Here is a 25,548-nt window from a genome sequence, read left to right as displayed (position 1 = left end):
GACCCGGTCAGGCCTTGCGGACCGCGCCCCGCAGCGCGAGCGCCGCCATCGGCAGGAGCAGACAGGCGGCGATCGCGTTCAGCGGACCGTAGCCCGCCTTCGCGACGATCAGGCCCGCCGCGAGGCCGCCGAGCCCGGCGGCCGTGTTCATCACGAAGTCGGAGAGCCCCTGGACCGCGGCCCGCGCCGCCTGCGGCACCGAGTCGGTGAGCAGGGCCGATCCCGACACGAGCCCCGCCGACCAGCCCAGGCCGAGGATGAACAGGCCCAGGGCGGTGCGGCCGTGCGACGCTCCCGCCGTGCCCGCGACGAGCGCCGCCGTGCCGATCAGCCCGACCGCGAGTCCGATGACCGCTAGGCGGCCCAGCCGGTCGGACAGCCAGCCCATCAGCGGCGAGAAGGCGTACATCCCGGTGATGTGCCCGCTGATGACGAGTCCGACCAGCTGGATGCCGGCGCCGTGATGCGTGAGCGCCACCGGCGTCATCGACATGATCGACACCATGGCGGTGTGCGCGCCCGCGATGGTGACCAGCGCGATCCGGGCCCGAGGGGACCTCCGGACCGCCTCCATCCCGGCCCGCAGGGAGCGCCCCTCCGGCGCCCCGCCCGCCCCGGCGTCCAGGGCGCGGGCGGTGAGCAGCGGGTCCGGGCGCAGCAGCACGGCCACCACGGCGGCGGCGAGCACGAAGACGCCGGCGGCCCAGACGAACGGGCCCGCGGCGGCCGGTATGCCCAGGCCCGAGACGCTCTTCCCGGCGGGCGCGGCGACGTTCGGGCCGAGCACCGCGCCGATCGTGGTCGCCCACACCACCGTGGAGATGGCCCGGGCCCTGCGGTCCGGCTCGGCCAGGTCGGCGGCGGCGAAGCGGGCCGCCAGATTCGCCGAGGACCCCGCCCCGAAGCCGACGAGCCCGGCCAGCAGCAGGGGGAAGTTCCCGAGGACGGCCCCCAGCACCACCACACCGGCGCCCACCGCCGCGAGGAGATAGGCCAGGACGAGCCCCGCCCGGCGGCCCCGCCGGGTCATCAGCGTGGCCAGCGGCATGGCGACCAGCGCGGACCCGGCGACCGACGCCGTCGACGCCAGACCGGACAGCGCCTCGGTGCCGCTCACGTCCCGCGCCAGCACGGCGGCGAGCGCGAAGCCGATCGCGATGCCGAGGCCGCCCAGGATCTGGGTGGCGATCAGTCCGGCCTGGACCCGCCGTCGGAGCGCGGGCAGCGCGTCAGGGGTGACGGGGAAGGATCTGTGGCCGGGCGCGACGGAGTCAGGGGCACTGGGGGTATGTGTCACTTACGTGAGTGTGCCAGCCGTCCCACAGGATGGGAACGCCGCCTCTGTCCGCCCCCTGCCCGGAGGGCCAGAGGGTCGCCTCCGCCCGCTTTTCTGTCGGAAGGCCAGAAGCACCGCCTCCGCCCGCTCCCCCTGTCCGGAAGGTCAGAAGAGCGGGGCGGGCAGCACGCCCTCCAGGGCCAGCAGCTGTCTCTTCGTCTCCAGGCCGCCCCCGAAGCCCCCGAGACCGCCGTCGCTCTCCACCACCCGGTGGCAGGGCACCACCAGCGGCAGCGGATTGGCGCCCATCGCCGCGCCGACCGCCTGCGCCGCGCCCGGCTGCCCCACGCGCCTCGCCAGCTCCCCGTACCCGACGACCGTGCCGTACGGGACGCCCGTCGCCAGCTCGCGCAGCACCTGCCGGTGGAAGCCGGTCGTCAGGGTCCAGTCCAGCGGCAGGTCGAGGGCGTCCCGCTCGCCCGCGAAGTACCGGTCGAGCCGCCGCACCGCCTCCGCGAGCCGTCCCGACGCGCACTCCACCGGCTCCGCGCCGAGCTGCCCCGCCAGCCGGTCGAGCATCCGCTCGCGCCGCGCCGGGTCGGCGTGGAAACCGACCTGCACGAGCCCCCGCCCGGTCGCGGCGAGGAGGAGCGGCCCGATGGCGCTCTCCACGACCGTCCACTCCACCGTGCCGGCCCGCTCCGGGCCCGCCGCCTCCGTGTCGATGTCCATGCCGCCCACGGTACGGCCCGCCACCGACAACCCCCGGCCGTCGGCCAGAAGCGCGAGCGGGGCCGACGGGCCGGTCCGGACCCCCGGCCGAGATCACGGAGCGGTCTCGCTCCGGTCTCGCGAACGGAAATTCCCCGGTCACGTGGTCGCCGGGCGCCGCGCGCGCCATAATCTCGCCCCGGTAGTACTACCCAGCGGTACCGACTGTTTTCGGACGACGTTGCACCACCAGGGGTGGAGGACAGACGCTCATGCAGGGCACGGTCGACGGATTCAGCTACGGGCTCGTGACGCCGGTGGCCGCCTTTCTCATGGCCTGCCTCGGCGGCGCCCTCGGCCTGCGGTGCACCACCAGATCGCTCCGTCACCGGGACAGCTTCAAGGCGGGCTGGCTCGCCCTCGGCGCCACCTCGATCGGCACCGGCATCTGGACGATGCACTTCATCGCGATGATGGGCTTCTCCGTCCAGCAGGCGCCCGTCGGCTACGACCGCCCGCTCACCTTCGCCAGCCTGGGCGTCGCCGTCCTCATGGTCGGCGTCGGCATCTTCATCGTCGGCTATCGCGGCGCGACCGCCCTCACGCTGGTCACCGGCGGCACCATCACGGGACTCGGCGTCGCCACCATGCACTACCTCGGCATGGCCGGAATGCGCTTCCAGGGCCGGATCGAGTACGACCCGCTCACCGTCGCCGCCTCCGTGGTCATCGCCGTCGTCGCCGCGACCGCGGCCCTCTGGGCGGCCGCCTCGGTCCATGGCTTCCTGGCCAGTCTCGGCGCGAGCCTGGTGATGGGCGGAGCCGTCAGCGGTATGCACTACACGGCCATGGCGGCCGTCAGCGTCCACCTGCACGGCGCCGGGGCCCGCCCCGGGACCGGGGACACCGCCACCTCGCTCCTCCTGCCCATGCTGATCGGCCCGGCGGTCTTCCTGATCCTGGCCGCCGTCGTCGTCATGTTCGACCCGCTGCTGGTGATGGGCGACCCGGACTGGCAGCGGCCGGCCGCCCGGCCCCCGCACCGGCCCGGCGTGCCCGCCCCGCGCCACGTGCCGTCCTACGGCGAGCCCGCCAACTGGACCTCCCGCCCCACCCGGCACCCCGCCCGACGCCCCGGGCGCCGGGCGGCCGGCCGGAGCGTCCCGCGCGCCGTGCACCGTTCCCAGGACTGGTGAGCGGGGGCCCCTGAGGCCGGACGCCGGGCCGATCGGCGCACGACTGTCGGTGCCGGGTCGTACGGTGGTTGCATGCGGCCCGTTTCCAAGATCGAACGTTCGGTGGCGCCCTTCGAGGTCGTCAGCGAGTACAAGCCCAGCGGCGACCAGCCGACCGCCATCGCCGACCTCGAGCGGCGCGTCCGCGCGGGCGAGAAGGATGTCGTGCTCCTCGGCGCCACCGGCACCGGCAAGTCGGCGACCACCGCCTGGATGATCGAGAAGCTCCAGCGCCCCACCCTGGTGATGGCGCCGAACAAGACGCTGGCCGCGCAGCTGGCCAACGAGTTCCGCGAGCTCCTGCCGAACAACGCGGTCGAGTACTTCGTCTCGTACTACGACTACTACCAGCCCGAGGCGTACGTCCCCCAGTCGGACACGTACATCGAGAAGGACTCCTCCATCAACGAGGAGGTGGAGCGGCTTCGCCACTCCGCGACGAACTCGCTGCTCACCCGGCGGGACGTCGTCGTGGTCGCCTCCGTCTCCTGCATCTACGGCCTCGGCACCCCCCAGGAGTACGTGGACCGGATGGTCCCGCTGAAGGTCGGCGAGGAGATCGACCGCGACCAGCTGCTCCGCCGCTTCGTCGACATCCAGTACACCCGGAACGACCTGGCCTTCACCCGGGGCACCTTCCGGGTGCGCGGCGACACCATCGAGATCTTCCCGGTGTACGAGGAGCTCGCCGTCCGCATCGAGATGTTCGGCGACGAGATCGAGGCCCTCTCCACCCTCCACCCGCTCACCGGCGAGGTCATCAGCGACGACGACGAGCTGTACGTCTTCCCCGCCAGCCACTACGTCGCGGGCCCCGAGCGCATGGAGCGGGCAGTCAACGACATCGAGCGCGAGCTGGAGGGCCGCCTCGCCGAGCTCGACAAGCAGGGCAAGCACCTGGAGTCCCAGCGTCTGCGCATGCGCACCACCTACGACATCGAGATGATGCGCCAGATCGGCTCCTGCTCCGGCATCGAGAACTACTCGATGCACTTCGACGGCCGCGAGCCCGGCTCCGCGCCCAACACGCTCCTCGACTACTTCCCCGAGGACTTCCTCCTCGTCATCGACGAGTCGCACGTCACCGTGCCGCAGATCGGCGCCATGTACGAGGGCGACGCCTCCCGCAAGCGGACCCTCGTCGACCACGGCTTCCGGCTCCCCTCCGCCCTCGACAACCGCCCCCTGAAGTGGGAGGAGTTCCAGGAGCGGATCGGCCAGACCGTCTACCTCTCCGCCACCCCCGGGACGTACGAGCTCTCGCGCGGCGACGGCTTCGTCGAGCAGATCATCCGCCCCACCGGACTCGTCGACCCCGAGGTCGTGGTCAAGCCCACCGAGGGCCAGATCGACGACCTCGTCCACGAGATCCGGCTGCGCGCCGAGCGCGACGAGCGGGTCCTCGTCACCACGCTCACCAAGAAGATGGCCGAGGACCTCACCGACTACTTCCTGGAGCTCGGCATCCAGGTCCGCTACCTGCACAGCGATGTCGACACCCTGCGCCGCATCGAGCTGCTGCGCGAGCTGCGGGCCGGGGAGTACGACGTCCTCGTCGGCATCAACCTGCTCCGCGAGGGCCTCGACCTGCCCGAGGTGTCCCTCGTCGCGATCCTCGACGCCGACAAGCAGGGCTTCCTGCGCTCCGGGACCTCCCTCATCCAGACCATCGGCCGCGCCGCGCGCAACGTGTCGGGACAGGTCCACATGTACGCGGACCGGATCACCCCGGCGATGGAGCAGGCCATCGAGGAGACCAACCGGCGCCGCGAGAAGCAGATCGCGTACAACACCGAGCGCGGCATCGACCCGCAGCCGCTCCGCAAGAAGATCAACGACATCGTCGCGACCATCGCGCGCGAGGAGATCGACACCGAGGAGCTGCTCGGCACCGGCTACCGGCAGGGCAAGGAGGGCAAGGCCGCGAAGGCCCCCGTGCCCTCGCTCGCCGCGCACGGCCCCACGGGCCGCAAGGGCGGCAAGGCCGGGTCGACCGTCGAGCTCGGCGACCGGCCCGCCACCCAACTGGCCGCGATCATCGAGGAGATGACGGACCGGATGCGCGCCGCCGCCGCGGAGCTGCAGTTCGAGGTCGCGGCCCGGCTCCGGGACGAGGTGGGCGAGCTGAAGAAGGAGCTGCGCCAGATGAAGGAGGCGGGACTCGCCTGACGGGGCGACGGCGGTCCGACGCCCCCGGCCGGGAGCCGACCCGGCCGGGGGCGGGCGCGGGGGACGGTCCGGTGTGTTGCAAGACCGACACAAAACCGGACCGAGTCTCCTCGGTGTCGGTGCCGCTGCGTAGGGTGCTCGACACAACCGCACGCACCGGACAGCGGGCGCGGGGAATCGCCAACGAGAGGGGCAAGCGCGTGTCGGTCAACATGACCAAGGGTCAGGCCATCAGCCTGGAGAAGAGGGGCGGCGGCAGCCTCACCCAGGTGCGGATGGGGCTCGGCTGGCAGGCGGCGCCGCGCCGCGGCCTCTTCGGCTCGCGCACGCGGGAGATCGACCTGGACGCCTCGGCCGTGCTCTTCGCCGAGAAGCAGCCGGTCGACGTCGTCTTCTTCCGTCACCTGGTCAGCGACGACGGCTCGGTCAAGCACACCGGTGACAACCTGGTCGGCGGCGCGGGCCAGGGCGGCGACGACGAGGCGATCCTCGTGGACCTGGAGCGGGTGCCGGTCCACATCGACCAGATCGTCTTCACGGTGAACTCCTTCACCGGCCAGACGTTCCAGGAGGTACAGAACGCCTTCTGCCGGATCGTCGACGAGACGAACGGGCAGGAGCTCGCCCGCTACACCCTCGACGGCGGCGGCAACTACACCGCGCAGATCATGGCGAAGGTGCACCGGGTCGGCTCCGGCTGGCAGATGACCGCCCTGGGCAACCCGGCCAACGGCCGCACCTTCCAGGACCTCATGCCGGCGATCCTGCCGCACCTGTAGTCGGGCCCCGCCCGGCACACCCGCAGCTCCCGGAGGCACCAGGCCACCGGGAGCTGTCCCGCATGAACGCGCACCAGGAACCGCTGAGGGGACAGAGACGATGACGGCCGAGCTGGTCCGGGGACAGAACCACCCCCTGCCCGAGACCCGACTGGAGATCCGGGTGTCGGCCGGCCACCCCGTCGTCGCCGGGGTCACCCTCGGGGACGAACAGGGCCGGGTCACCGGCGCGGAGCGGATCGCCCACCCCGGCGCACCCGCCGTCCCCGGGATCGGCGTGCCCGGACGGGCCGCCGCCGACCACCGGCTCACCGTCGACCTGGACGCGGTCCCCGACGCCGTCCACCGGGTCTCCGTCCTCCTCGCGCTCACCGGCGCCGCCACCCGCTTCGGAGCCCTCGCCGCCCCCTTCGTCGCCGTCGCCGGGGCCGACGGCGAGGAGATCGCCAGCTACACCCTCACCGGACTCGACCGCGAGACCGCCGTCGTGGCCCTGGAGCTCTACCGCCGCCAGGGCACCTGGAAGGTCCGCGCCATGGGCCAGGGGTACGAGGGCGGGCTCGCCGCCCTCCTCGGCGACCAGGGCCTGGAGCGCCCCGAGGAGCTGGCCGCGTCGATCCTGGCGGCCGTGGCACCCGAGCGGGGCCGGCCGGCCGAGCCCGCCGCCCCCCGTCTGCCGCAGCCGGAGCGGGTCCACCACACGGCGCCGCCCTCGCCGGAGCCGACCGCCGCGCCCCCGTCGGCACCCGTCCCCACCCCCGCGCCCGCCCCCGCACCGGCGTCCGGCGGGCCCCTGAACTACGCGCACCCCCGGCGCGCGGCCGCCCCCGCCCCCGAGCCCCGGCAGGCGCCGCCCGCGCCGGTCGCCGGGGACGCCTCCGGCTGGTCCATGGACGAGCGGCTCTACAACCAGGTGTGGGGCATGTTCGAGGACCTGGCCCGCACCGCGGCCGCCTATCGCAGCGCCCGCGACTTCGCGGAGTCCCGGCTCGACCGGGAGCTCGACGAGACGCTCACCGACTACCGGGCCCGGGCCGGCGGCGCGAACGACGCCGCGCGGGCCGCGGCCCGCGCCCGGCACGACGAGCTCGTGGGGCGCGCCCGCGAGGCGCTGGACCGGGACCTCGCCCAGCTCGCCGCCGAGTCCGAGGTCGTCGAGCCGGCGCTGCCCGTCGCGTACGCCCGCTGGGACAGCCCCGTCTGGCAGGCGTACCGCGTCCCGGAGGAGGAGCCGATGGCCGTCCGCCTCGGCGACCTGCACCTTCCCGAGCGGACCGACCTGCGGATCCCCATGCTCCTCCGGCTGCCGCTGGAGCGTGGGCTCTGGGTGGACTCCGGCCGGGGCGGGAGCGAGGCGGCCGCCTTCCTCGACGAGGCCGAACTGCGGCGGCTCGCCCTGGACTGCGCGGTGGCGCACGCGGCGCGGCTCCTCGCGGCGCACCCCGCCGGCGCCTTCACCGTCCATCTCGTCGACCCGGCGGGCGCGGGTGCCGCCGCTCTCGCGCCGCTCGTGGAGTCGGGGGCGGCCGCGCCGCCCGCCCGGGGAGCGGCGGGTGTCTCGGCGGTCCTGGAGCAGCTCACCGAGCGGGTCGACCTGTTGCAGATGGCCCTGCGGGGCGGTGCGGCCGACGCGCTGCCGCCGGGTCTGGACGCGGCCCGGCAACTGCTGATCGTGCACGACTTCCCGCACGGATTCGACGACCGGGCGGTCACCCGGCTGCGGTACCTCGCCGACGAGGGCCCCTCGGTCGGCGTCCACCTGCTGATGGTCGCGGACCGGGAGGACGCGGCGGCGTACGGGCCGCTGCTCGACCCCCTGTGGCGTTCGCTCCTGCGGCTCACCCCCGTGGCCGACGACCACCTCGCCGATCCCTGGGTCGGCCACGCCTGGTCGTACGAGCCGCCGCTGGTTCCGCCGGGCAGTACGGTCCTCCGCCAGGTCCTCACCCAGGTGGCGATCGCCCGCCACGGAAAGGCACTCTGACCTGGTCTTTTGAGGGCTCTTTACCCTTCCCTTTACCTTCTCTTGGTCTTTCGGGTAGTCTTCTTGGTGCGGAGGGGAGTACTCCCCATTGCGCGGCGTACCCGTCAATACGGACGGATCTTCAACGATCCGATCCCGGGGCGTCGGCCCGGCGGCCCGTTGGCCGCCCGGGTGGAAGAGACCTCCGGCAGCGACGACGCTGATCAGTAGCCGTACGACGCCGGAGGCGCAGTGGACGTTTCAATGACCCTGTGGGTAGTGACCATTCTCGGTCTCGCTGCCCTGATCGGTGCCGACTTCTTCATCGGGCGCAAGCCCCATGACGTGTCGGTCAAGGAAGCCGGAATCTGGACGGTCGTCTGGATCGTGCTGGCCGTGCTCTTCGGAATCGGCCTGCTGGTCTTCGGCAACAGCCAGGCGTCGGGCGAGTTCTTCGCGGGCTATGTCACCGAGAAGTCGCTCAGCGTCGACAACCTCTTCGTCTTCGTCCTCATCATGGCGAAGTTCGCGGTCCCCTCGCACCTCCAGCAGCGCGTGCTGCTCGTGGGCGTGGTGATCGCCCTGGTGCTCCGCACGATCTTCATCGCCGCGGGCGCCGCGATCATCGCGAGCTTCTCCTGGGTGTTCTACATCTTCGGCGCGTTCCTGATCTACACCGCCTGGAAGCTCATCCAGGAGGCGCGCTCCGACGAGGAGGAGGACGACTGGGAGGAGAACCGTCTCCTCAAGATGGCCGAGAAGAGGTTCGGCGTCGCCGACCGCTACCACGGCACCAAGCTCTTCATCGTCAACAACGGCAAGCGGATCATGACCCCGCTGATGGTCGTCATGCTGGCCATCGGCACCACCGACATCCTCTTCGCCCTCGACTCCATCCCGGCGATCTTCGGCCTCACCCAGGACCCGTACATCGTCTTCACCGCCAACGCCTTCGCCCTCATGGGTCTGCGGCAGCTGTACTTCCTGATCGGCGGCCTGCTCAAGAAGCTGGTCCACCTCAGCTACGGCCTGTCGGTGATCCTCGGCTTCATCGGCGTGAAGCTCGTGCTGCACGCGCTGCACGAGTCCGGGGTGCACGTCCCGGAGATCACCATCCCGTTCTCGCTGGCGTTCATCGGCGGTGTCCTGGTCATCACGACCATCACCAGCCTGATCGCCTCCAGGAGGCAGGCACAGCGCGAGGCCGCGGAGGGCGCCCCCGAGGACACCCAGAAGGACAGCGTCGAGGCCTGACGCCCTTCCCCCCACACCGACGGCCGACCGGATCCCTCCGGTCGGCCGTCGCCGTGTCCGCGGGGCCCGCGCACCGTGCCGGGGGCTCAGATGACGGCGGCCTCCGGTGCCGGTTCCCCGGCACGGCCCGGAAGGGTCTCCGGGAGGAGGGCGAAACAGCCGAGGCTCACCAGGGCGACCAGGGTCAGATAGGCCGCGACGCCCCAGGGCGGGCCGGAGCCGCCCTCGGAGAGGGTCGTGGCCACGATCGGCGTCAGCGCACCGCCCAGGACACCGCCCAGGTTGTACCCGACGGCGGCGCCGGTGCAGCGGACGCGGGGCTCGTACAGCTCCGGAAGGTACGCGGCGACCACCGAGAACATCGTGATGAAGGCCAGCAGCGCCCCCAGGAACCCCAGGAACATCAGCGGCGGCCGGGCGGTGTGCAGCAGGGCCGCCATCGGGAACATCCAGAGCGCCGAGGCCGCGCACCCCGCCATGCAGAGCGGGCGGCGGCCCCACCGGTCGCCGAGGAGCGCCACGAACGGGGTCACCACGCCCATCACGGCCACCGCCGCCATCACACAGGCCAGCATCACGGCGCTGCTCACCCCGAGCCGCTCGGTGCCGTAGGCCAGCGCCCAGGTGGAGACCGAGTAGAAGACGGCGTACCCGACGGCGAGCGCCCCGGCCGTCAGCAGCACGAGGCGCCAGTGGTCGCGCACGATCTCGGCCAGCGGGGCGCCCGCGCGCCGCCCGGCCGCCGACAGCGCCTCGAACTGCGGGGTCTCCGCCAGCGAGGAGCGCAGCAGCAGTCCGACGAGCGCCAGCAGCCCCGCCGCCCAGAACGGCACCCGCCAGCCCCAGGAGCGGAACTCCGCGTCGCTCAGCCCGGCGGTGAGCGCCAGCATCACCCCGTTCGCCAGGAGGAAGCCGATCGACGGCCCGATCTGCGGGAAGCTCGACCACAGCGCGCGCCGGTGCTCGGGGGCGTGCTCGGCGGTGAGCAGGACCGCCCCGCCCCACTCGCCGCCCAGCCCGAGGCCCTGGAGGAAGCGGAGGGTCAGCAGGAGCGCCGGCGCGGCGATGCCCACCGTCGCGTACGTCGGGACGAAGCCGACCGCGACGGTGGCGCAGCCGGTCAGGAGCAGCGAGGCGAAGAGGACCGGCCGCCGGCCGTGGCGGTCGCCGACGTGTCCGAAGAGGACCGAGCCCAGGGGGCGGGCGAGGAACCCGGCGGCGAAGGTGCCGAAGGCGGCCAGGGTCCCCGCCGTCGGGGAGAACGTGGGGAAGAAGAGCGGCCCCAGGACGAGGGCGGCGGCCGTCCCGTACACGAAGAAGTCGAAGAACTCGATGGCGGTGCCGACGAGCGAGGCGGCGGCGAGCCGTCCCATCGAGGGCGTCCGGACCGGCGACGGAGGGTGACTTTGGCGCATGTGGCGCCAACTACCCCGCCGCCGTCCCGGTTACGGGGGCGTGCGGAGGCGCGCAGCTCGGGGGCCGCGCGCCGGGGATCACCAGCCGCGCTCGCGCCACTCCGCGAGGTGCGGGCGCTCGTCACCGAGCGTGGTGTCCCTGCCGTGGCCGGGGTAGATCCAGGACTCGTCGGGCAGGGCCGCGAACAGCTTGGTCTCCACGTCGTGGATCAGGCTCGCGAAGGCCTCCGGGTCCTTCCACGTGTTGCCCACGCCGCCGGGGAAGAGGCAGTCGCCGGTGAAGACGTGCGGGTGTCCGTGCGGGTCGTCGTAGACCAGGGCGATCGAGCCCGGGGTGTGGCCGACCAGCCGGCGCGCGGTCAGCTCGACCCGGCCCACCCGGATCGTGTCGCCGTCCTCGACGGGCACGTCGGTCGGGACCGGGACGCCCTCCGCGTCGTACGCGCCCGCGTAGGTCCTGGCGCCGGTCGCGGCCACGACCTCCTCCAGGGCCTGCCAGTGGTCGCCGTGCCGGTGGGTGGTGACGACGGCGGCGATGCCGTCGTCACCGATCAGCGTGAGGAGCGTCCCGGCCTCGTTGGCCGCGTCGATCAGTAGCTGCTCGCCGGTGGCCCGGCAGCGCAGCAGATACGCGTTGTTGTCCATCGGGCCGACCGCGACCTTCGAGATCATCAGGTCCGTCAGCTCGTGCACGTCCGCCGCGCCGCCGACCTTCACCACTCCGCTGTACGTCATGGCCTCAGACTAGCCCCGGGGAGTGACGGTGGGGCTACAGCGCCGGAAGCTTCGGCAGGGGGCCGCCCTCGGTCTTCAGGGCGGAGCCGTCGCGGCGGCCGGCGAGCCAGCCGAGGAGCTCGGGGGCGGGGCCGGAGACGCCCACCGAGGCTCCCTCGGCGCCGCCGCCGGTCGTCCAGACCCGGCCGTCGTCGGCGCGGACGGCGGTCGAGGGCACGTGGGGGTGACCGGCGAACCGCTCCGCCAGGAAGTCGATCTCCCGCAGGACGAACTCGTCCGGCAGGTCCTCCAGCTCGTAACCGGCGCCCAGGTCGACGTGGTGCAGGGCGACCTCGGCCCAGCGCCGGAAGGGGATCCGGGAGGCGCTGTCGGTGACCCCGTTGCGGAGCTCCACCGTGCGGCTCCAGTCGGCGGGCTCCGCGCCGACGGCCCGGAAGCGGTCGCCGCTCTCCCGCAGGTCGGCGATCTGGACGTCGAGCGGACGGGCGGCGTCCCGCTCGATGTCGGCGTCCCTGGTCGCGGCGTCCGCGTACATGGGACGTCCCTGGAGGACGTTCACGAGGGCGTCGGCGTTACGGGCCACGTGGGCGAGGACATGGCCGCGGGTCCAGCCCGGAAGCCGTGACGGCTCGGCCGTCGCCGCGTTGTCCCAGGAGGAGGCGGCGGCCAGCAGGCGGTCCGTCGCCTGGTGCACGGAGGCGAGGTCACGTTCGTGATCGATCATGGCGCCGACCCTAGCGCCGCCACTCGTTCGGGTGAAGCAGTCTCGGGACGGCCGGAAATCGAATGTGCGTGCTATAGGCTCGATGGAAGCATCCGGCATCCTTGGTTGTTGGATGTGTCAGGCACATCCGCTCTCTCAAGAAAGGTGCGGACCGGCGTGGCCGACCGTCTCATCGTCCGTGGCGCTCGCGAGCACAACCTCAAGAACGTCTCGCTCGACCTCCCGCGTGACTCCCTCATCGTCTTCACCGGGCTCTCGGGGTCGGGCAAGTCCTCCCTCGCGTTCGACACGATCTTCGCCGAGGGGCAGCGCCGGTACGTCGAGTCGCTCTCCTCCTACGCCCGGCAGTTCCTCGGTCAGATGGACAAGCCGGACGTCGACTTCATCGAGGGGCTCTCGCCCGCCGTCTCCATCGACCAGAAGTCGACCTCGCGCAACCCGCGCTCGACGGTCGGCACGATCACGGAGGTCTACGACTACCTCCGCCTGCTCTTCGCCCGCATCGGCAAGCCGCACTGTCCCGAGTGCCGCCGGCCCATCTCCCGGCAGTCGCCGCAGGCCATCGTCGACAAGGTCCTGGAGCTGCCCGAGGGCAGCCGCTTCCAGGTGCTCTCCCCGCTCGTGCGCGAGCGCAAGGGCGAGTTCGTCGACCTCTTCGCCGACCTCCAGACCAAGGGCTACAGCCGGGCCCGGGTCGACGGCGTGACCGTCCAGCTGAGCGAGCCGCCGACGCTGAAGAAGCAGGAGAAGCACACGATCGAGGTGGTCGTCGACCGCCTCACCGTGAAGGACAGCGCCAAGCGCCGGCTCACCGACTCCGTCGAGACCGCGCTCGGACTCTCCGGCGGCATGGTCGTGCTCGACTTCGTCGACCTCGCCGAGGACGACCCCGAGCGCGAGCGGATGTACTCGGAGCACCTCTACTGCCCGTACGACGACCTCTCCTTCGAGGAGCTGGAGCCCCGCTCCTTCTCCTTCAACTCGCCCTTCGGCGCCTGCCCCGACTGCACCGGCATCGGCACCCGCATGGAGGTCGACCCGGAGCTGATCGTCCCCGACGAGGACAAGTCCCTCGACGAGGGAGCGATCCACCCCTGGTCGCACGGCCACACCAAGGAGTACTTCGGCCGGCTCATCGGCGGCCTCTCCCAGGCCCTCGGCTTCCGCACGGACATCCCGTACGCCGGGCTGCCGCAGCGCGCCAAGAAGGCCCTGATGCACGGCCACAAGACCCAGGTCGAGGTCCGCTACCGCAACCGGTACGGGCGCGAGCGGGCGTACACCACCCCGGCCTTCGAGGGCGCCGTCTCCTTCGTCAAGCGGCGCCACAGCGAGGCCGAGAGCGACTCCAGCCGCGAGCGCTTCGAGGGCTACATGCGCGAGGTGCCCTGCCCCACCTGCGAGGGCACCCGCCTCAAGCCGATCGTCCTCGCGGTCACGGTCATGGACCGGTCCATCGCCGAGGTCTCCGCGATGTCGATCAGCGACTGCGCCGAGTTCCTCTCGCGCCTCAAGCTGAACGCGCGGGACAAGAAGATCGCCGAGCGGGTCCTCAAGGAGGTCAACGAGCGGCTGCGCTTCCTCGTCGACGTCGGCCTCGACTACCTCTCGCTCAACCGGGCGGCGGGCACGCTCTCCGGCGGAGAGGCCCAGCGCATCCGGCTCGCCACCCAGATCGGCTCCGGTCTGGTCGGCGTGCTCTACGTGCTCGACGAGCCGTCCATCGGCCTCCACCAGCGCGACAACCACCGGCTCATCGAGACCCTGGTCCGGCTCCGGGACATGGGCAACACGCTCATCGTCGTCGAGCACGACGAGGACACCATCAAGGTCGCCGACTGGGTCGTCGACATCGGCCCCGGCGCCGGCGAGCACGGCGGCAAGGTCGTCCACTCCGGCTCCCTGAAGGAGCTCCTCGCCAACGAGGAGTCGATGACCGGGCAGTACCTGTCCGGCCGCCGGGCGATCTCCACCCCGGACATCCGCCGCCCGGTGGACCCGGGCCGCCGGCTCACCGTGCACGGGGCCCGTGAGAACAACCTGCGGGACATCGACGTCTCCTTCCCGCTGGGCGTCCTCACCGCCGTCACCGGGGTCTCCGGCTCCGGCAAGTCGACCCTGGTCAACGACATCCTCTACACCCACCTGGCGCGCGAGCTGAACGGCGCCAAGTCGGTGCCCGGACGGCACACGCGCGTGGACGGCGACGAGCTCGTCGACAAGGTCGTGCACGTCGACCAGTCCCCGATCGGCCGCACCCCCCGGTCGAACCCGGCGACCTACACCGGCGTCTTCGACCACGTCCGCAAGCTCTTCGCCGAGACGATGGAGGCCAAGGTCCGGGGCTACCTGCCCGGCCGCTTCTCCTTCAACGTCAAGGGCGGCCGCTGCGAGAACTGCTCCGGCGACGGCACGATCAAGATCGAGATGAACTTCCTCCCGGACGTCTACGTCCCCTGCGAGGTCTGCCACGGCGACCGGTACAACCGGGAGACCCTGGAGGTCCACTACAAGGGCAAGTCCATCGCCGAGGTCCTGAACATGCCGATCGAGGAGGCCCTGGACTTCTTCGAGGCCGTCCCGACGATCGCCCGGCACCTGCGCACGCTGAACGAGGTCGGACTCGGTTACGTCCGCCTCGGCCAGTCCGCCCCGACGCTCTCGGGCGGCGAGGCGCAGCGCGTCAAGCTCGCCTCCGAGCTCCAGAAGCGCTCGACGGGCCGCACGGTCTACGTGCTGGACGAGCCGACCACCGGTCTCCACTTCGAGGACATCTCGAAGCTGATCAAGGTCCTGTCCAACCTGGTCGACAAGGGGAACTCGGTGATCGTCATCGAGCACAACCTGGACGTCATCAAGACCGCGGACTGGGTCGTCGACATGGGCCCGGAGGGCGGCAGCGGCGGCGGTCTCGTCGTCGCGGAGGGCACGCCGGAGGAGGTCGCCTCGGTCCCGGCGAGCCACACCGGCAAGTTCCTCCGCGAGATCCTCGGCGCCGACCGGATCAGCGACGCCGGCGGGACGATCCCGGCGGCCCGCGGGACGCGGAAGAAGACGGCGGCGAAGGCCCCGGCCAAGAAGACCGCGACGAAGGCGGCGGCGACGAAGGCGGGTGCGGCCAAGGCCGCCACGAAGGCCACCGCGACGAAGGCCGCGGCCAAGAAGTCGACGGCCAGGACCCGCAAGGCCTGAGGTCCCGGGCGGGGGCCCACGAGGACCCCCGCCGGGGACCAAGGGGGGGGCGGGCGGGGGTCCTGTCGGGTTTCCCGCCTGGTCCTCGCCCGGGGGCCTGCCGGGCCTGGGGCTTGCCCGGGTCCTGCGGGGCCTGGGGCTAGCCGTCCTGCCTGCGCCCCCTTCCGGGCCCGGCCGTGGCCTTGCTCGGGTCCGGCCGGGGCCCCACCTGGGCCTGTCCGGGAGCTACCTGGGGCGCTCTGGGCCTTGCCCCGGCCCCCCGGGGGTTTCTCTGCCACAAGGTCATGCCTGCGCCCTGCCCAGGTCCCTTCCCGGGCTCCGCTCGCTGCCTCGGGGCCGGGCGTCGGTGGGGGAGGGGGCGCCGGTATCGTCGGTTCGGTCAGTCCTGGGGGGTCTTGTCCCCGATGCGAACCGTGGAGCGCTCATGTCCGGCCAGTCCAGCCGCCGCACCGTACTGAAAGGCGCGGCCCTCGCCGGAGCCGCCGGGCTGGGCGTCGCCGCCTGCTCCACCGACTCCAAGCTCGGCCACGCCGAGGTGCCCACCCCCACCGCCCCGGTCCCGCTCGGCGCGCCCGACGAGGTCCCGGTCGGCGGTTCCAAGCTCTACCGCGAACAGCGGCTCGTGGTGAGCTGCCCGGCCAAGGGCCAGTACAAGGCCTTCAGCGCCCAGTGCACCCACGCCGGCTGCGTCCTCGACAAGATCGAGGAGAACGTCGGCAACTGTCCCTGCCACGGCAGCCGATTCGACGTGACCACCGGCAAGGCGGTGCGCGGCCCCGCCACCGTCCCGCTCCCCGAGGTCCCCGTCCGCGTCGAGGACGGCCGGCTCGTGGCCGGACCCGAGTCCGCCGCACCCAAGGCCTGAGACCTCACTCCCAGTCCCAGTCGATCCCCAGGATCCCCGGGCGCACCCCCTGCTCCACCACGTGCACCGTGCGGTGCCGGCCGCTCAGGGTCAGCTCCGCGCGGCCGCCGCGCGGCGCCCCCGCCGAGACCTGCGCGAACCTCCGGCACCGCACCGGGAGCGCCGCCTCGTCGAAGCGGACCTGGAGCACGTACTGCCCGCCCGCGAAGCTGAATCCGCGCACGTACTCCTCGCTCGGCCCCGCCGTGCCGTCCTCGAAGCCGTACGAGAACAGGTACGTGTCCCCGGCCCGCAGCCGCGCGTCGAAGAGCAGCTCCGCCACCACCACGCCCGTCCCCTCGTGCCACCGCACCCGGCCCGTCCGGCAGTTCTCCACGGCCCGCACCACCACCCCGGACGGATCGCAGCCGGGGTCGCCGTGGTGGATCGCGAGGTAGCGGTCCACGCCGTCCCGGTGTGCGCGCACCACGTGCTGCGACTCGCGCCCCACCAGCTCCCGCCCCGCCCCGATCCGTACCCGCTCGTGGTGCCCCACGGTGTGCAGCCCGCCGTCCGCCGGTGACTCCAGCTCGGCGAGCAGCTCCTCCACCGAGCCCGAGGCCTCCACCAGTGAGCGGTACGAGCGCCCCGCCGGGCGCTCCACCTCGGAGCGGGCGGCGGCGTCCCCCGTCAGGAGCCGCAGCAGCGAGTTCCCGGGCAGCTGGAGCACCTCCTCCAGGGCCCGGACGGCCTTCAGGGACTCCGGCCGCTGCGGTCGGCGGGCGCCCTGCTGCCAGTAGCTCAGGCTCGTCACCCCCACCTTGACGCCCCGGTGCGCGAGATGGTGCTGGACCCGCTGGAGCGGCAGCCCGCGCACGGCGAGCGCGGTGCGCAGCGCCAGATGGAAGGGACCGGTGTGCAGCAACTGCGCCAGATCGGCCTCGGTGTGGCTCACGAGGACTCCTCAGTGAACGTTCACGGTGGGGGCACGGACCGTCGTGCCGCGTGGGGAGCGCGGGCAGGTGGGCCCGGGGTGTCCGTTCACACCCGGGTCACACCGTTCACAGTCCGATGTCACCCCGCATTGAAGCGTGTTGACCCGTTCCGGACAACGGCCGATGCTCCTGACCAGCGTCCGGACGCGCTCCTCCACCCCCCACATCCCCACCCCCCCACCTTCGGGAGGAACGCGATGCGCAGAAGACGGCTCGACCTCGCGGCACTCGTCGCCGCCGCCCTCTTCCTCGTCCCCACGACCTCGGCCTCGGCCTCCGCCGCACCCGTCGGCGAGAACTCGGCCCTCGCCTCCAAGCGGCTCGACATCACCATGCAGGCCCAGCAGAAGACCAACTGGTGCTGGGCGGCGAGCGGCAACACCATCGCCACCTGGTACGGCCGGAACTACAGCCAGAACCAGTTCTGCAACGCCGCCTTCAACCGCCAGCAGGGCTACGACTGCCCCAACTCGCAGGCCACCCTCGCCAACGTCCAGACCGGGCTGCGGTGGGCGGGCATCAGCTCCGGCTCGTACGTCGACGGCTGGCTGCGCTACTCGACCGTCCAGACCGAGATCAACGCGGACCGGCCCGTCGAGACCCGCATCCAGTGGTCCAGCGGCGGCGGCCACATGCACGTGATCTACGGCTACGACGACGCCGACAGCTGGGTCTACTGGGGCGACCCCTGGCCCTCCAGCGACCGCTACAACTGGGCCTCGCACGCCTGGTACGTCAACAACAGCTCCTTCTCCTGGACCCACTCGCTCTACCGGATCGGGGCGTGACGACGATGAGGACTGTACGGACCGCCGCCGCGCTCGGCCTGCTCACCGCGCTCGTCGCCCTCGGGGCGCTCCCGGCGTCCGCCGCCGAGGGCCTCCCGGCCGCGCCGACCCCCGAACAGGCCGCGTCGGCGCCGCAGACGCTGGACACTCTGTCCCGGTTCTTCGCCCGTGACGGGGCCCTCGCGCGCACGGCGGCGGCGCCGCGCGTCGAAGGCGCCTCCGTCCCGGTGCGGATCCTCTCCCCGGACTTCGTCGCCGGGAAGCCCGGGGCTCCGGTCGCCCGCGTCGAGTTCCGCGCCAGCAGGGCCGTCGCCTCCGACGGGCAGAAGGCCTCCCTGTGGACGGTGAAGCAGGCGGGCGGCTGGCAGGTGGTGAACATCGCCACCGGTGACGACGAGATCCGCTACGCCGAGCAGGGCGGCGGCGGTCTGGTCTTCCGCGAGCCGCAGATCGACGCGTGGTACGTCCAGAAGGGGACGAAGGTGCTGCCGCTGGACGAGGACGCGGTACGGGCCGTCGGCCGCGACGGGACGAGCCTCGCGGCCTACCGGTCGCGCGTCGCCCACGCGTACGGCGACAAGCTGCCGGGCTCGGCGTACGCGCGGAAGGGGGCGGCGGGCGGTTACGACGCGGCGTCGCCGGCGGTCTCGGCCGTCTCGGCCGCGGAGATCCCGACGGCGACGGACGGAGCCGGTGGCGTCGGTGGCGTCGGTGGCACGGTGGCGGCGGGCGCGGGGCTGGGGGTGCTGCTGCTGGCGATGACGGCGAGGCGCCGCCGCCGCGCCTGACCACGCCGCGCTGCCGCTCCGCTGGGGCCCCGCCCGTAGCAGGCTGCACCCGGCCGTTGCGGGCGGCGGCCCCGCTGGCCCCGTTGTGGGCAGGCGTTCCGCAAGGGGCGGAACGGGTGGGCACAACGGAACGGCGCCCTTGCCGGCGCCAGAGGCTGTAGTGCCTGAACCCGCACCCCCGGTGCAGCACGCCGGTGGTGCGGGTCCGGGCGCAGGACGCGGAGGCGCCGCGAAAGGGCGCCGTCCCGTGTGCCCACCCGTCCCGCCCAGCGGGACGATTGCCCACACGGGCGTGGGCACCGCCCAGCCAGGGCGGGGGTCGCACCGGCCCAGTGGCGCAGGCCTGCCTCGACGCGTGCCCGCACGGGCGGCCGGGCGCGTAGGCCCCGTCCAGGTGCGCGCCAGCCAAGGCACACGGCGCGCGGGCAGCGGCTCTGCGGGACCTGGCCGACCGCCGCCGGGGGGAACACCGCGCGCCGCGCGGGCAGCGGGCGGCGGGCCACGCCGGGCGCGTACCGCCGGCCCGCACGGGCCAGGGGCGTCCGCTGCCAGGGACAGGCGCCGCCGTGCGGACCGGCGGGCGGGCCCCGGTGGCGGACGGGCCGGTCCGCGTGGGCGGCAGGGCGCCGCCCGTCCGGGGCAGGTGCGGTCGGCGGGGGCGGGCCCCGTACCGGACACCAGGCCACCGCCCCCGTTCAGCGCGCCAGGAAGCCGCCGTCCACCGGGAGGATCGTGCCCGTCACGAAGGACGCCTCCTCCGACGCCAGGAAGAGGATCGCCGCCGCCACCTCCTCCGGCGTTCCGAAGCGGCCCATCGGGTGGCCCCGGGCGGCCTCCGCCAGGTACTCGGGGCCGCCGGGCTCCAGGCGCACGGCGGCGACGCGTTCCGTCTCGATGGTTCCGGGCGCGACCGCGTTGACGCGGATGCCGTGCTCCGCCCACTCCACCGCCAGGTGCTTCGTCAGGCCCGTCGCGACGAACTTCGCCGGGCCGTAGACCGCCTGCCGTGCCTGGCCCGCCACGCCGGAGACCGACGAGGTGCACACGATGGCCCCGCCGCCCGAGACGAGCATCGTGTCGATCGCGTACTTGCAGGTCAGGAACATGCCCCGGCCGTCGACGGCCATCACCCGGTCGAAGTCCGAGGCCTCCGCCTCGGTGACGGAGAGCAGCGGGATCACGCCCGCGTTCGCCACCAGGACGTCCAGCCGTCCGAAGCGTTCCACGGCCGTGGAGATCATCCGCCGGGCGTCCTCCTCCCGGGAGACGTCGCCGACCACCGGAACCACTCCCGTGAGCGTGGCGAGCCGGTCCCCGTCCAGGTCCGCGGCGACCACCCGGGCGCCTTCCCGGAGGAAGCGTTCCGCCGTCGCCCGCCCGATCCCGCTCGCCGCGCCGGTGATCACGCACACCCGGTCCGCCAGCCGTCCTGAAGTGTCCTGAGCCATGCACGGCCAACGAGCGTGCCCGCCCTGAGTGTCGGTGCCCGCCAGTAGGGTGGGGAGCATGGCCGACCCCTCCAGCTACCGCCCCAAGCCGGGTCAGATCCCCGACTCCCCGGGGGTCTACAAGTTCCGCGACGAGCACCGCCGGGTGATCTACGTCGGGAAGGCGAAGTCCCTGCGCCAGCGGCTGGCGAACTACTTCCAGCCGCTCGCGAGCCTGCACCCGCGCACGGCCACCATGGTGACGACGGCCGCCTCGGTGGAGTGGACCGTGGTGTCCACGGAGGTCGAGGCGCTTCAGCTGGAGTACTCCTGGATCAAGGAGTTCGATCCCCGGTTCAACGTCAAGTACCGGGACGACAAGAGCTACCCGTACCTCGCGGTGACCATGAACGAGGAGTTCCCCCGCGTCCAGGTCATGCGCGGGCACAAGAAGAAGGGCGTGCGCTACTTCGGGCCGTACGCGCACGCGTGGGCGATCCGCGAGACCGTCGACCTGATGCTCCGGGTCTTCCCGGTCCGCACCTGCTCGGCGGGCGTCTTCCGGAACGCGGCCTCGGCCGGACGCCCCTGCCTCCTCGGCTACATCGGCAAGTGCTCCGCGCCCTGCGTCGCCCGGGTCACGCCCGAGGAGCACCGCGAACTGGCCGACGACTTCTGCGACTTCATGGCGGGCCGCACCGGCACCTACATCCGTCGGCTCGAGAAGCAGATGATGATCGCGGCCGAGGACATGGAGTACGAGAAGGCCGCCCGGCTCCGCGACGACATAGGGGCCCTGCGCCGGGCCATGGAGAAGAGCGCGGTCGTCCTCGCCGACGCCACCGACGCCGACCTGATCGCCCTCGCCGAGGACGAGCTGGAGGCCGCCGTCCAGATCTTCCACGTGCGCGGCGGACGCGTCCGGGGCCAGCGCGGCTGGGTCACGGACAAGGTCGAGGCCGTCGACACGGCGGGGCTCGTGGAGCACGCGCTCCAGCAGCTGTACGGCGAGGAGAGCGGCGACGCGGTCCCCAAGGAGGTCCTGGTCCCGGCGCTGCCCGAGGACGCGGAGTCCGTCTCGGCCTGGCTCTCCGGACGCCGCGGCTCCCTCGTCTCGCTGCGCGTCCCGCAGCGCGGCGACAAGAAGGACCTGATGGAGACCGTCGCGCGCAACGCCCAGCAGGCGCTCGTGCTGCACAAGACCAAGCGCGCCAGCGACCTCACCACCCGCTCCCGGGCCCTGGAGGAGATCGCCGAGGCCCTGGACCTGGACTCGGCGCCGCTGCGGATCGAGTGCTTCGACATCTCGCACCTCCAGGGCGAGGACGTCGTCGCCTCCATGGTCGTCTTCGAGGACGGACTGCCCCGCAAGAGCGAGTACCGCCGCTTCCAGATCAAGGGCTTCGAGGGCCAGGACGACGTCCGGTCCATGCACGAGGTGATCAGCCGCCGCTTCCGGCGCTACCTCGCCGAGAAGGACCGCACGGGGGAGTGGGTCACCCCCGCGGAGGCGGAGACCCCGACCGGCGCGGAGACCTCGCCCGGCACGGAGCCCCTGGCCACTGTGGGGGCCCCAGCCGATGCGGATATCCCGCCCGGCACGGAGCCCCTGGCCGGTGCGCAGGCCATCCCCGGCGGCCGGGCCGTGCCCCTCGGCGGGGAGGTCCCCGCCGAGGACGCCCAGGACGACGGGCGGCCCAGGCGCTTCGCGTACCCGCCGCAACTCGTCGTCGTCGACGGGGGGCAGCCGCAGGTCGCCGCGGCCCGCCGTGCCCTCGACGAGCTCGGCATCGACGACGTCGCCGTCTGCGGCCTCGCCAAGCGTCTGGAGGAGGTGTGGCTGCCCGGTGAGGACGACCCGGTGGTGCTGCCCCGGTCCAGCGAGGGCCTCTACCTGCTCCAGCGGGTACGTGACACGGCTCACGACTTCGCCATCCGCTACCAGCGGTCCAAGCGGACCAAACGCCTCCGGACCAGCCCGCTCGACAGCGTCCCCGGCCTCGGGGAGTCGCGCAAACAGGCTTTGATCAAGCATTTCGGCTCGGTGAAGCGGCTGAAGCAGGCGACAATCGAGCAGATCTGTGAGGTCCCCGGCTTCGGCCGGAAGACCGCGGAGGCGGTCGCCGTGGCCCTGGCCCAGGCGGCCCCCGCCGCACCCGCCGTGAACACGGCCACAGGAGAGATCATGGAAGACGACGGGGGCGCCACCGCATGAGCGCGCGCGACACGCACCACCCGCACGACCGAGAAGACGGAGCAGGACACGTGAGTACGGGCACGAAGGAGACCCCCGGCGACAACGGCGCCGAGGCCGCCATTCCCGAGCTGGTGATCATCTCCGGCATGTCCGGAGCCGGCCGTTCCACCGCGGCGAAGTGTCTGGAGGACCTCGGCTGGTTCGTCGTGGACAACCTGCCGCCCGCGCTGATCCCCACCATGGTGGAGCTCGGCGCCCGCTCCCAGGGCAACGTCGCCCGGATCGCCGTCGTCGTCGACGTCCGCGGCCGGCAGTTCTTCGACAACCTCAGGGAGTCCCTCGCCGACCTGGACGCCAAGCAGGTCACCCGGCGGATCGTCTTCCTGGAGTCCTCCGACGAGGCCCTGGTCCGGCGCTTCGAGTCGGTCCGCAGGCCGCACCCCCTCCAGGGCGACGGCCGCATCACCGACGGCATCGCCGCCGAGCGCGACCTGCTGCGCGAGCTGCGCGGCGACGCCGACCTGGTGATCGACACCTCCAGCCTCAACGTCCACGAGCTGCGCGCCAAGATGGACGCCCAGTTCGCCGGCGACGAGGAGCCCGAGCTCCGGGCCACCGTGATGTCCTTCGGCTTCAAGTACGGCCTGCCGGTCGACGCCGACCTCGTCGTCGACATGCGCTTCCTGCCGAACCCGCACTGGGTCCCCGAGCTGCGCCCCTTCACCGGCCTCAACGAGGAGGTGTCGAACTACGTCTACAACCAGCCCGGCGCCAAGGAGTTCCTCGACCGCTACACCGAGCTGCTCCAGCTGATCGCCGCGGGCTACCGCCGTGAGGGCAAGCGGTACGTGACCATCGCCGTGGGCTGCACGGGCGGCAAGCACCGCTCCGTCGCCACCGCCGAGCGCCTCGCCGCCCGCCTCGCCTCCGAAGGGGTCGAGACCGTCGTCGTGCACCGGGACATGGGGCGCGAGTGAAGCCCTACCGTCGGCGTGCCTCCACCCTCACCGGGAGACGCACGCTCCGCAGGCGGGGAGCCCAGCCCAAGGTGGTCGCGCTGGGCGGCGGCATGGGCCTCTCGGCCTCCCTCGCCGCGCTCCGCCGGATCACCGGCGACCTCACCGCCGTCGTCACCGTCGCCGACGACGGAGGCTCCAGCGGCCGGCTCCGGGAGGAGCTCGGCGTGCTGCCCCCGGGCGACCTGCGCAAGGCGCTCGCCGCGCTCTGCGGCGACGACGACTGGGGCCAGACCTGGGCCCGGGTGATCCAGCACCGCTTCCAGTCCAAGGGCGAGATCAACGGCCACGCCGTCGGGAACCTGCTGATCGTCGCCCTCTGGGAGCAGCTCGGCGACCCCGTCCAGGCCCTCGACCTGGTCGGCCGGCTGCTCGGCGCCCAGGGCCGGGTGCTGCCCATGTCCGCCGTGCCCCTGGAGCTCCAGGCGCTGGTCAGGGGCCACGACCCCGAGCGGCCGGACGACGTGGACACCGTGCGCGGCCAGGCGACCGTGGCGCTCACCCCCGGCGAGGTGCAGTCCGTGCACCTCGTGCCGCTCGACCCGCCGGCCGTGCCCGAGGCGGTCGCCGCCGTCCTGGACGCGGACTGGGTGGTCCTCGGTCCCGGCTCCTGGTTCTCCTCGGTGATCCCGCACCTCCTCGTGCCCGAGCTCCTCGACGCCCTGGCCGAGACGAAGGCCCGGAAGGTGCTCTCGCTGAACCTCGCACCGCAACCCGGAGAAACAGAGGGCTTCTCCCCGCAGCGTCATTTGGAGGTTTTGGGACGACACGCCCCTAAACTCGCCCTGGACGTGGTGCTGGCCGACGAGGCCGCCGTGCCCGACGTGTCAGCGAGGGAACCCCTCGTCGATGCCGCCAAGCGGCTCGGCGCCGCGGTCGAGCTGGCGCCGGTGGCCAGGTCCGACGGCTCCGCGAAGCACGACCCGGAGCTGTTGGCCGCCGCGTACGACCGTATTTTTCGGATGCATGGAAGGATCGGCCCATGGCGATGACGGCAGCGGTGAAGGACGAGATCTCCCGGCTTCCCGTCACCCGGACCTGCTGCAGGAAGGCAGAGGTCTCGTCGATCCTGCGGTTCGCGGGCGGGCTGCACCTGGTGAGCGGCCGCATCGTGATCGAGGCGGAGCTCGACACCGCGATGGCGGCCCGCCGCCTGAAGCGGGACATCCTGGAGATCTTCGGGCACAGCTCCGAGCTCATCGTGATGGCCCCCGGCGGTCTGCGGCGCGGCTCGCGCTTCGTGGTGCGGGTGGTGGCGGGCGGCGACCAGCTGGCCCGGCAGACGGGTCTCGTGGACGGCCGGGGGCGTCCCATCCGGGGCCTCCCCCCGCAGGTGGTCTCCGGCGCGACCTGCGACGCCGAGGCGGCCTGGCGCGGCGCTTTCCTCGCGCACGGCTCGCTGACCGAGCCCGGCCGCTCCTCCTCCCTGGAGGTGACCTGCCCGGGTCCGGAGGCCGCCCTCGCCCTGGTCGGCGCGGCCCGCCGGCTCTCCATCGGCGCGAAGGCCCGTGAGGTACGGGGCGTGGACCGGGTCGTCGTCCGCGACGGCGACGCGATCGGCGCCCTGCTGACCCGGCTCGGCGCGCACGAGTCGGTGCTCGCCTGGGAGGAGCGGCGGATGCGGCGCGAGGTCCGCGCCACCGCCAACCGCCTGGCCAACTTCGACGACGCCAACCTGCGCCGCTCGGCCCGCGCCGCCGTCGCCGCCGGGGCCCGGGTGCAGCGCGCCCTGGAGATCCTCGGCGAGGAGGTGCCCGAGCACCTCGCGGCCGCCGGACGGCTCCGCATGGAGCACAAGCAGGCCTCCCTGGAGGAGCTGGGCGCGCTCGCCGACCCGCCGCTGACCAAGGACGCGGTGGCCGGCCGGATCCGCCGGCTGCTCGCCATGGCCGACAAGCGGGCGCAGGACCTCGGGATCCCCGGGACCGAGTCCAATCTGACGGAGGAGCTGGACGACAGCCTCGTCGGCTGACCCGTACGGGTGATCCACACGGAAGAGTGAACTCCGGGCTGCCGGTGCCTTTCTGAGGCACCGGCAGC

Annotated in this window: 20 protein-coding genes; 13 read left to right on the top strand and 7 right to left on the bottom strand. The window is 72.8% G+C overall.

All coding sequences use genetic code 11. From position 1 onward, the window contains the following. Positions 1 to 7 precede the first annotated feature (7 nt). Positions 8 to 1,297 carry an MFS transporter gene (locus ACFYXU_RS07640; RefSeq protein WP_389456836.1) on the bottom strand — a complete coding sequence of 430 codons (1,290 nt, stop codon included), beginning with the start codon at positions 1,295 to 1,297 and terminating at the stop codon, positions 8 to 10. 144 nt (positions 1,298 to 1,441) lie between these two features. Further along, positions 1,442 to 2,008, bottom strand: a complete 567-nt coding sequence (locus ACFYXU_RS07635; RefSeq protein ID WP_389456834.1) for a methylated-DNA--[protein]-cysteine S-methyltransferase — start codon at positions 2,006 to 2,008, stop codon at positions 1,442 to 1,444. A 251-nt stretch (positions 2,009 to 2,259) separates the two neighbouring features. On the opposite strand from ACFYXU_RS07635, the gene ACFYXU_RS07630 reads away from it, so the two are divergent. From ACFYXU_RS07630 to ACFYXU_RS07610, 5 genes are all read left to right on the top strand, one after another. Beyond that, the gene (locus tag ACFYXU_RS07630; protein WP_389408319.1) at positions 2,260 to 3,183 is read left to right on the top strand and encodes an MHYT domain-containing protein; all 924 of its coding nucleotides are present in this window, start codon (positions 2,260 to 2,262) and stop codon (positions 3,181 to 3,183) included. A 72-nt stretch (positions 3,184 to 3,255) separates the two neighbouring features. After that, complete coding sequence (gene uvrB / locus ACFYXU_RS07625; RefSeq protein WP_361399906.1) at positions 3,256 to 5,391, top strand: excinuclease ABC subunit UvrB; 2,136 nt, start codon at positions 3,256 to 3,258, stop codon at positions 5,389 to 5,391. 200 nt (positions 5,392 to 5,591) lie between these two features. Next, complete coding sequence (locus ACFYXU_RS07620) at positions 5,592 to 6,170, top strand: TerD family protein (protein ID WP_030692674.1); 579 nt, start codon at positions 5,592 to 5,594, stop codon at positions 6,168 to 6,170. Positions 6,171 to 6,270: 100 nt separating this feature from the next. Next, the gene (locus ACFYXU_RS07615; RefSeq protein WP_389408320.1) at positions 6,271 to 8,154 is read left to right on the top strand and encodes a TerD family protein; all 1,884 of its coding nucleotides are present in this window, start codon (positions 6,271 to 6,273) and stop codon (positions 8,152 to 8,154) included. A 231-nt stretch (positions 8,155 to 8,385) separates the two neighbouring features. After that, positions 8,386 to 9,387, top strand: coding sequence for a TerC family protein (locus tag ACFYXU_RS07610; protein WP_376514407.1), 1,002 nt, complete (start codon positions 8,386 to 8,388; stop codon positions 9,385 to 9,387). 86 nt (positions 9,388 to 9,473) lie between these two features. On the opposite strand, the gene ACFYXU_RS07605 is transcribed toward ACFYXU_RS07610, so the two are convergent. The 3 genes from ACFYXU_RS07605 to ACFYXU_RS07595 form a co-directional block, all read right to left on the bottom strand. Beyond that, a complete protein-coding gene (locus ACFYXU_RS07605) occupies positions 9,474 to 10,760 on the bottom strand; it encodes an MFS transporter (RefSeq protein WP_389408321.1) in 1,287 nt (428 codons plus the stop codon). 120 nt (positions 10,761 to 10,880) lie between these two features. Next, positions 10,881 to 11,537, bottom strand: a complete 657-nt coding sequence (locus tag ACFYXU_RS07600) for an MBL fold metallo-hydrolase (protein ID WP_376517461.1) — start codon at positions 11,535 to 11,537, stop codon at positions 10,881 to 10,883. Positions 11,538 to 11,571: 34 nt separating this feature from the next. Next, positions 11,572 to 12,261, bottom strand: a complete 690-nt coding sequence (locus tag ACFYXU_RS07595) for a maleylpyruvate isomerase family mycothiol-dependent enzyme (protein WP_389408322.1) — start codon at positions 12,259 to 12,261, stop codon at positions 11,572 to 11,574. A gap of 156 nt (positions 12,262 to 12,417) precedes the next feature. Between ACFYXU_RS07595 and uvrA the strand changes: the two genes are divergently transcribed. Both uvrA and ACFYXU_RS07585 read left to right on the top strand, forming a co-directional pair. Further along, entirely contained in the window at positions 12,418 to 15,453 is a 3,036-nt protein-coding gene (gene uvrA / locus ACFYXU_RS07590; RefSeq protein ID WP_389408323.1) for an excinuclease ABC subunit UvrA, read from the top strand. A 424-nt stretch (positions 15,454 to 15,877) separates the two neighbouring features. Continuing rightward, positions 15,878 to 16,318, top strand: coding sequence for a Rieske (2Fe-2S) protein (locus ACFYXU_RS07585; protein WP_376517468.1), 441 nt, complete (start codon positions 15,878 to 15,880; stop codon positions 16,316 to 16,318). 4 nt (positions 16,319 to 16,322) lie between these two features. Here ACFYXU_RS07585 and ACFYXU_RS07580 read toward each other — a convergent pair whose 3' ends face one another. Beyond that, on the bottom strand, positions 16,323 to 17,252 hold the full coding sequence (locus tag ACFYXU_RS07580) for a hypothetical protein (protein ID WP_389408324.1): 930 nt from the start codon (positions 17,250 to 17,252) through the stop codon (positions 16,323 to 16,325). A 237-nt stretch (positions 17,253 to 17,489) separates the two neighbouring features. Here ACFYXU_RS07580 and ACFYXU_RS07575 point away from each other — a divergent pair, with 237 nt between their 5' ends. Both ACFYXU_RS07575 and ACFYXU_RS07570 read left to right on the top strand, forming a co-directional pair. Next, positions 17,490 to 18,080, top strand: a complete 591-nt coding sequence (locus tag ACFYXU_RS07575) for a papain-like cysteine protease family protein (protein ID WP_376517473.1) — start codon at positions 17,490 to 17,492, stop codon at positions 18,078 to 18,080. Beyond that, positions 18,077 to 18,868, top strand: a complete 792-nt coding sequence (locus ACFYXU_RS07570; RefSeq protein ID WP_389408325.1) for a hypothetical protein — start codon at positions 18,077 to 18,079, stop codon at positions 18,866 to 18,868. The genes ACFYXU_RS07575 and ACFYXU_RS07570 overlap by 4 nt, the downstream gene beginning before the upstream one ends. Positions 18,869 to 19,563: 695 nt before the next feature. Here ACFYXU_RS07570 and ACFYXU_RS07565 read toward each other — a convergent pair. Beyond that, the gene (locus ACFYXU_RS07565) at positions 19,564 to 20,316 is read right to left on the bottom strand and encodes an SDR family NAD(P)-dependent oxidoreductase (RefSeq protein WP_389408326.1); all 753 of its coding nucleotides are present in this window, start codon (positions 20,314 to 20,316) and stop codon (positions 19,564 to 19,566) included. 58 nt (positions 20,317 to 20,374) lie between these two features. Here ACFYXU_RS07565 and uvrC point away from each other — a divergent pair, with 58 nt between their 5' ends. From uvrC to whiA, 4 genes are read left to right on the top strand one after another with little or no spacing between them, the layout of a single operon-like run. Next, positions 20,375 to 22,510: an excinuclease ABC subunit UvrC gene (gene uvrC, locus ACFYXU_RS07560; RefSeq protein WP_376517178.1), complete on the top strand. Its 2,136-nt coding sequence runs from the start codon at positions 20,375 to 20,377 to the stop codon at positions 22,508 to 22,510. After that, a complete protein-coding gene (gene rapZ, locus ACFYXU_RS07555) occupies positions 22,507 to 23,469 on the top strand; it encodes an RNase adapter RapZ (protein ID WP_376517180.1) in 963 nt (320 codons plus the stop codon). Before uvrC ends, rapZ begins: the two co-directional genes overlap by 4 nt. After that, positions 23,358 to 24,500: a uridine diphosphate-N-acetylglucosamine-binding protein YvcK gene (gene yvcK / locus ACFYXU_RS07550; RefSeq protein WP_376517188.1), complete on the top strand. Its 1,143-nt coding sequence runs from the start codon at positions 23,358 to 23,360 to the stop codon at positions 24,498 to 24,500. The genes rapZ and yvcK overlap by 112 nt, the downstream gene beginning before the upstream one ends. Then, positions 24,491 to 25,480: a DNA-binding protein WhiA gene (whiA, locus tag ACFYXU_RS07545; RefSeq protein ID WP_073806627.1), complete on the top strand. Its 990-nt coding sequence runs from the start codon at positions 24,491 to 24,493 to the stop codon at positions 25,478 to 25,480. The genes yvcK and whiA overlap by 10 nt, the downstream gene beginning before the upstream one ends. Positions 25,481 to 25,548 lie beyond the last annotated feature (68 nt).

Origin of the sequence: Streptomyces sp. NPDC002232 (assembly GCF_042890295.1) — a bacterium.
Lineage (GTDB): Bacteria > Actinomycetota > Actinomycetes > Streptomycetales > Streptomycetaceae > Streptomyces.
This window is presented reverse-complemented; position numbering and strand designations above follow the sequence as displayed.

What these genes read in the sequence shown, in the direction of transcription:
- ACFYXU_RS07600 (WP_376517461.1), bottom strand. Translation starts at nt 11,537, where the DNA reads ATGACGTACAGCGGAGTGGTGAAGGTCGGCGGCGCGGCGGACGTGCAC.
- uvrC (WP_376517178.1), top strand. Translation starts at nt 20,375, where the DNA reads ATGGCCGACCCCTCCAGCTACCGCCCCAAGCCGGGTCAGATCCCCGAC.
- ACFYXU_RS07630 (WP_389408319.1), top strand. Translation starts at nt 2,260, where the DNA reads ATGCAGGGCACGGTCGACGGATTCAGCTACGGGCTCGTGACGCCGGTG.
- uvrB (WP_361399906.1), top strand. Translation starts at nt 3,256, where the DNA reads ATGCGGCCCGTTTCCAAGATCGAACGTTCGGTGGCGCCCTTCGAGGTC.
- ACFYXU_RS07605 (WP_389408321.1), bottom strand. Translation starts at nt 10,760, where the DNA reads ATGGGACGGCTCGCCGCCGCCTCGCTCGTCGGCACCGCCATCGAGTTC.
- rapZ (WP_376517180.1), top strand. Translation starts at nt 22,507, where the DNA reads ATGAGCGCGCGCGACACGCACCACCCGCACGACCGAGAAGACGGAGCA.
- whiA (WP_073806627.1), top strand. Translation starts at nt 24,491, where the DNA reads ATGGCGATGACGGCAGCGGTGAAGGACGAGATCTCCCGGCTTCCCGTC.
- ACFYXU_RS07635 (WP_389456834.1), bottom strand. Translation starts at nt 2,008, where the DNA reads ATGGACATCGACACGGAGGCGGCGGGCCCGGAGCGGGCCGGCACGGTG.
- ACFYXU_RS07575 (WP_376517473.1), top strand. Translation starts at nt 17,490, where the DNA reads ATGCGCAGAAGACGGCTCGACCTCGCGGCACTCGTCGCCGCCGCCCTC.
- ACFYXU_RS07615 (WP_389408320.1), top strand. Translation starts at nt 6,271, where the DNA reads ATGACGGCCGAGCTGGTCCGGGGACAGAACCACCCCCTGCCCGAGACC.
- ACFYXU_RS07585 (WP_376517468.1), top strand. Translation starts at nt 15,878, where the DNA reads ATGTCCGGCCAGTCCAGCCGCCGCACCGTACTGAAAGGCGCGGCCCTC.
- ACFYXU_RS07595 (WP_389408322.1), bottom strand. Translation starts at nt 12,261, where the DNA reads ATGATCGATCACGAACGTGACCTCGCCTCCGTGCACCAGGCGACGGAC.
- ACFYXU_RS07565 (WP_389408326.1), bottom strand. Translation starts at nt 20,316, where the DNA reads ATGGCTCAGGACACTTCAGGACGGCTGGCGGACCGGGTGTGCGTGATC.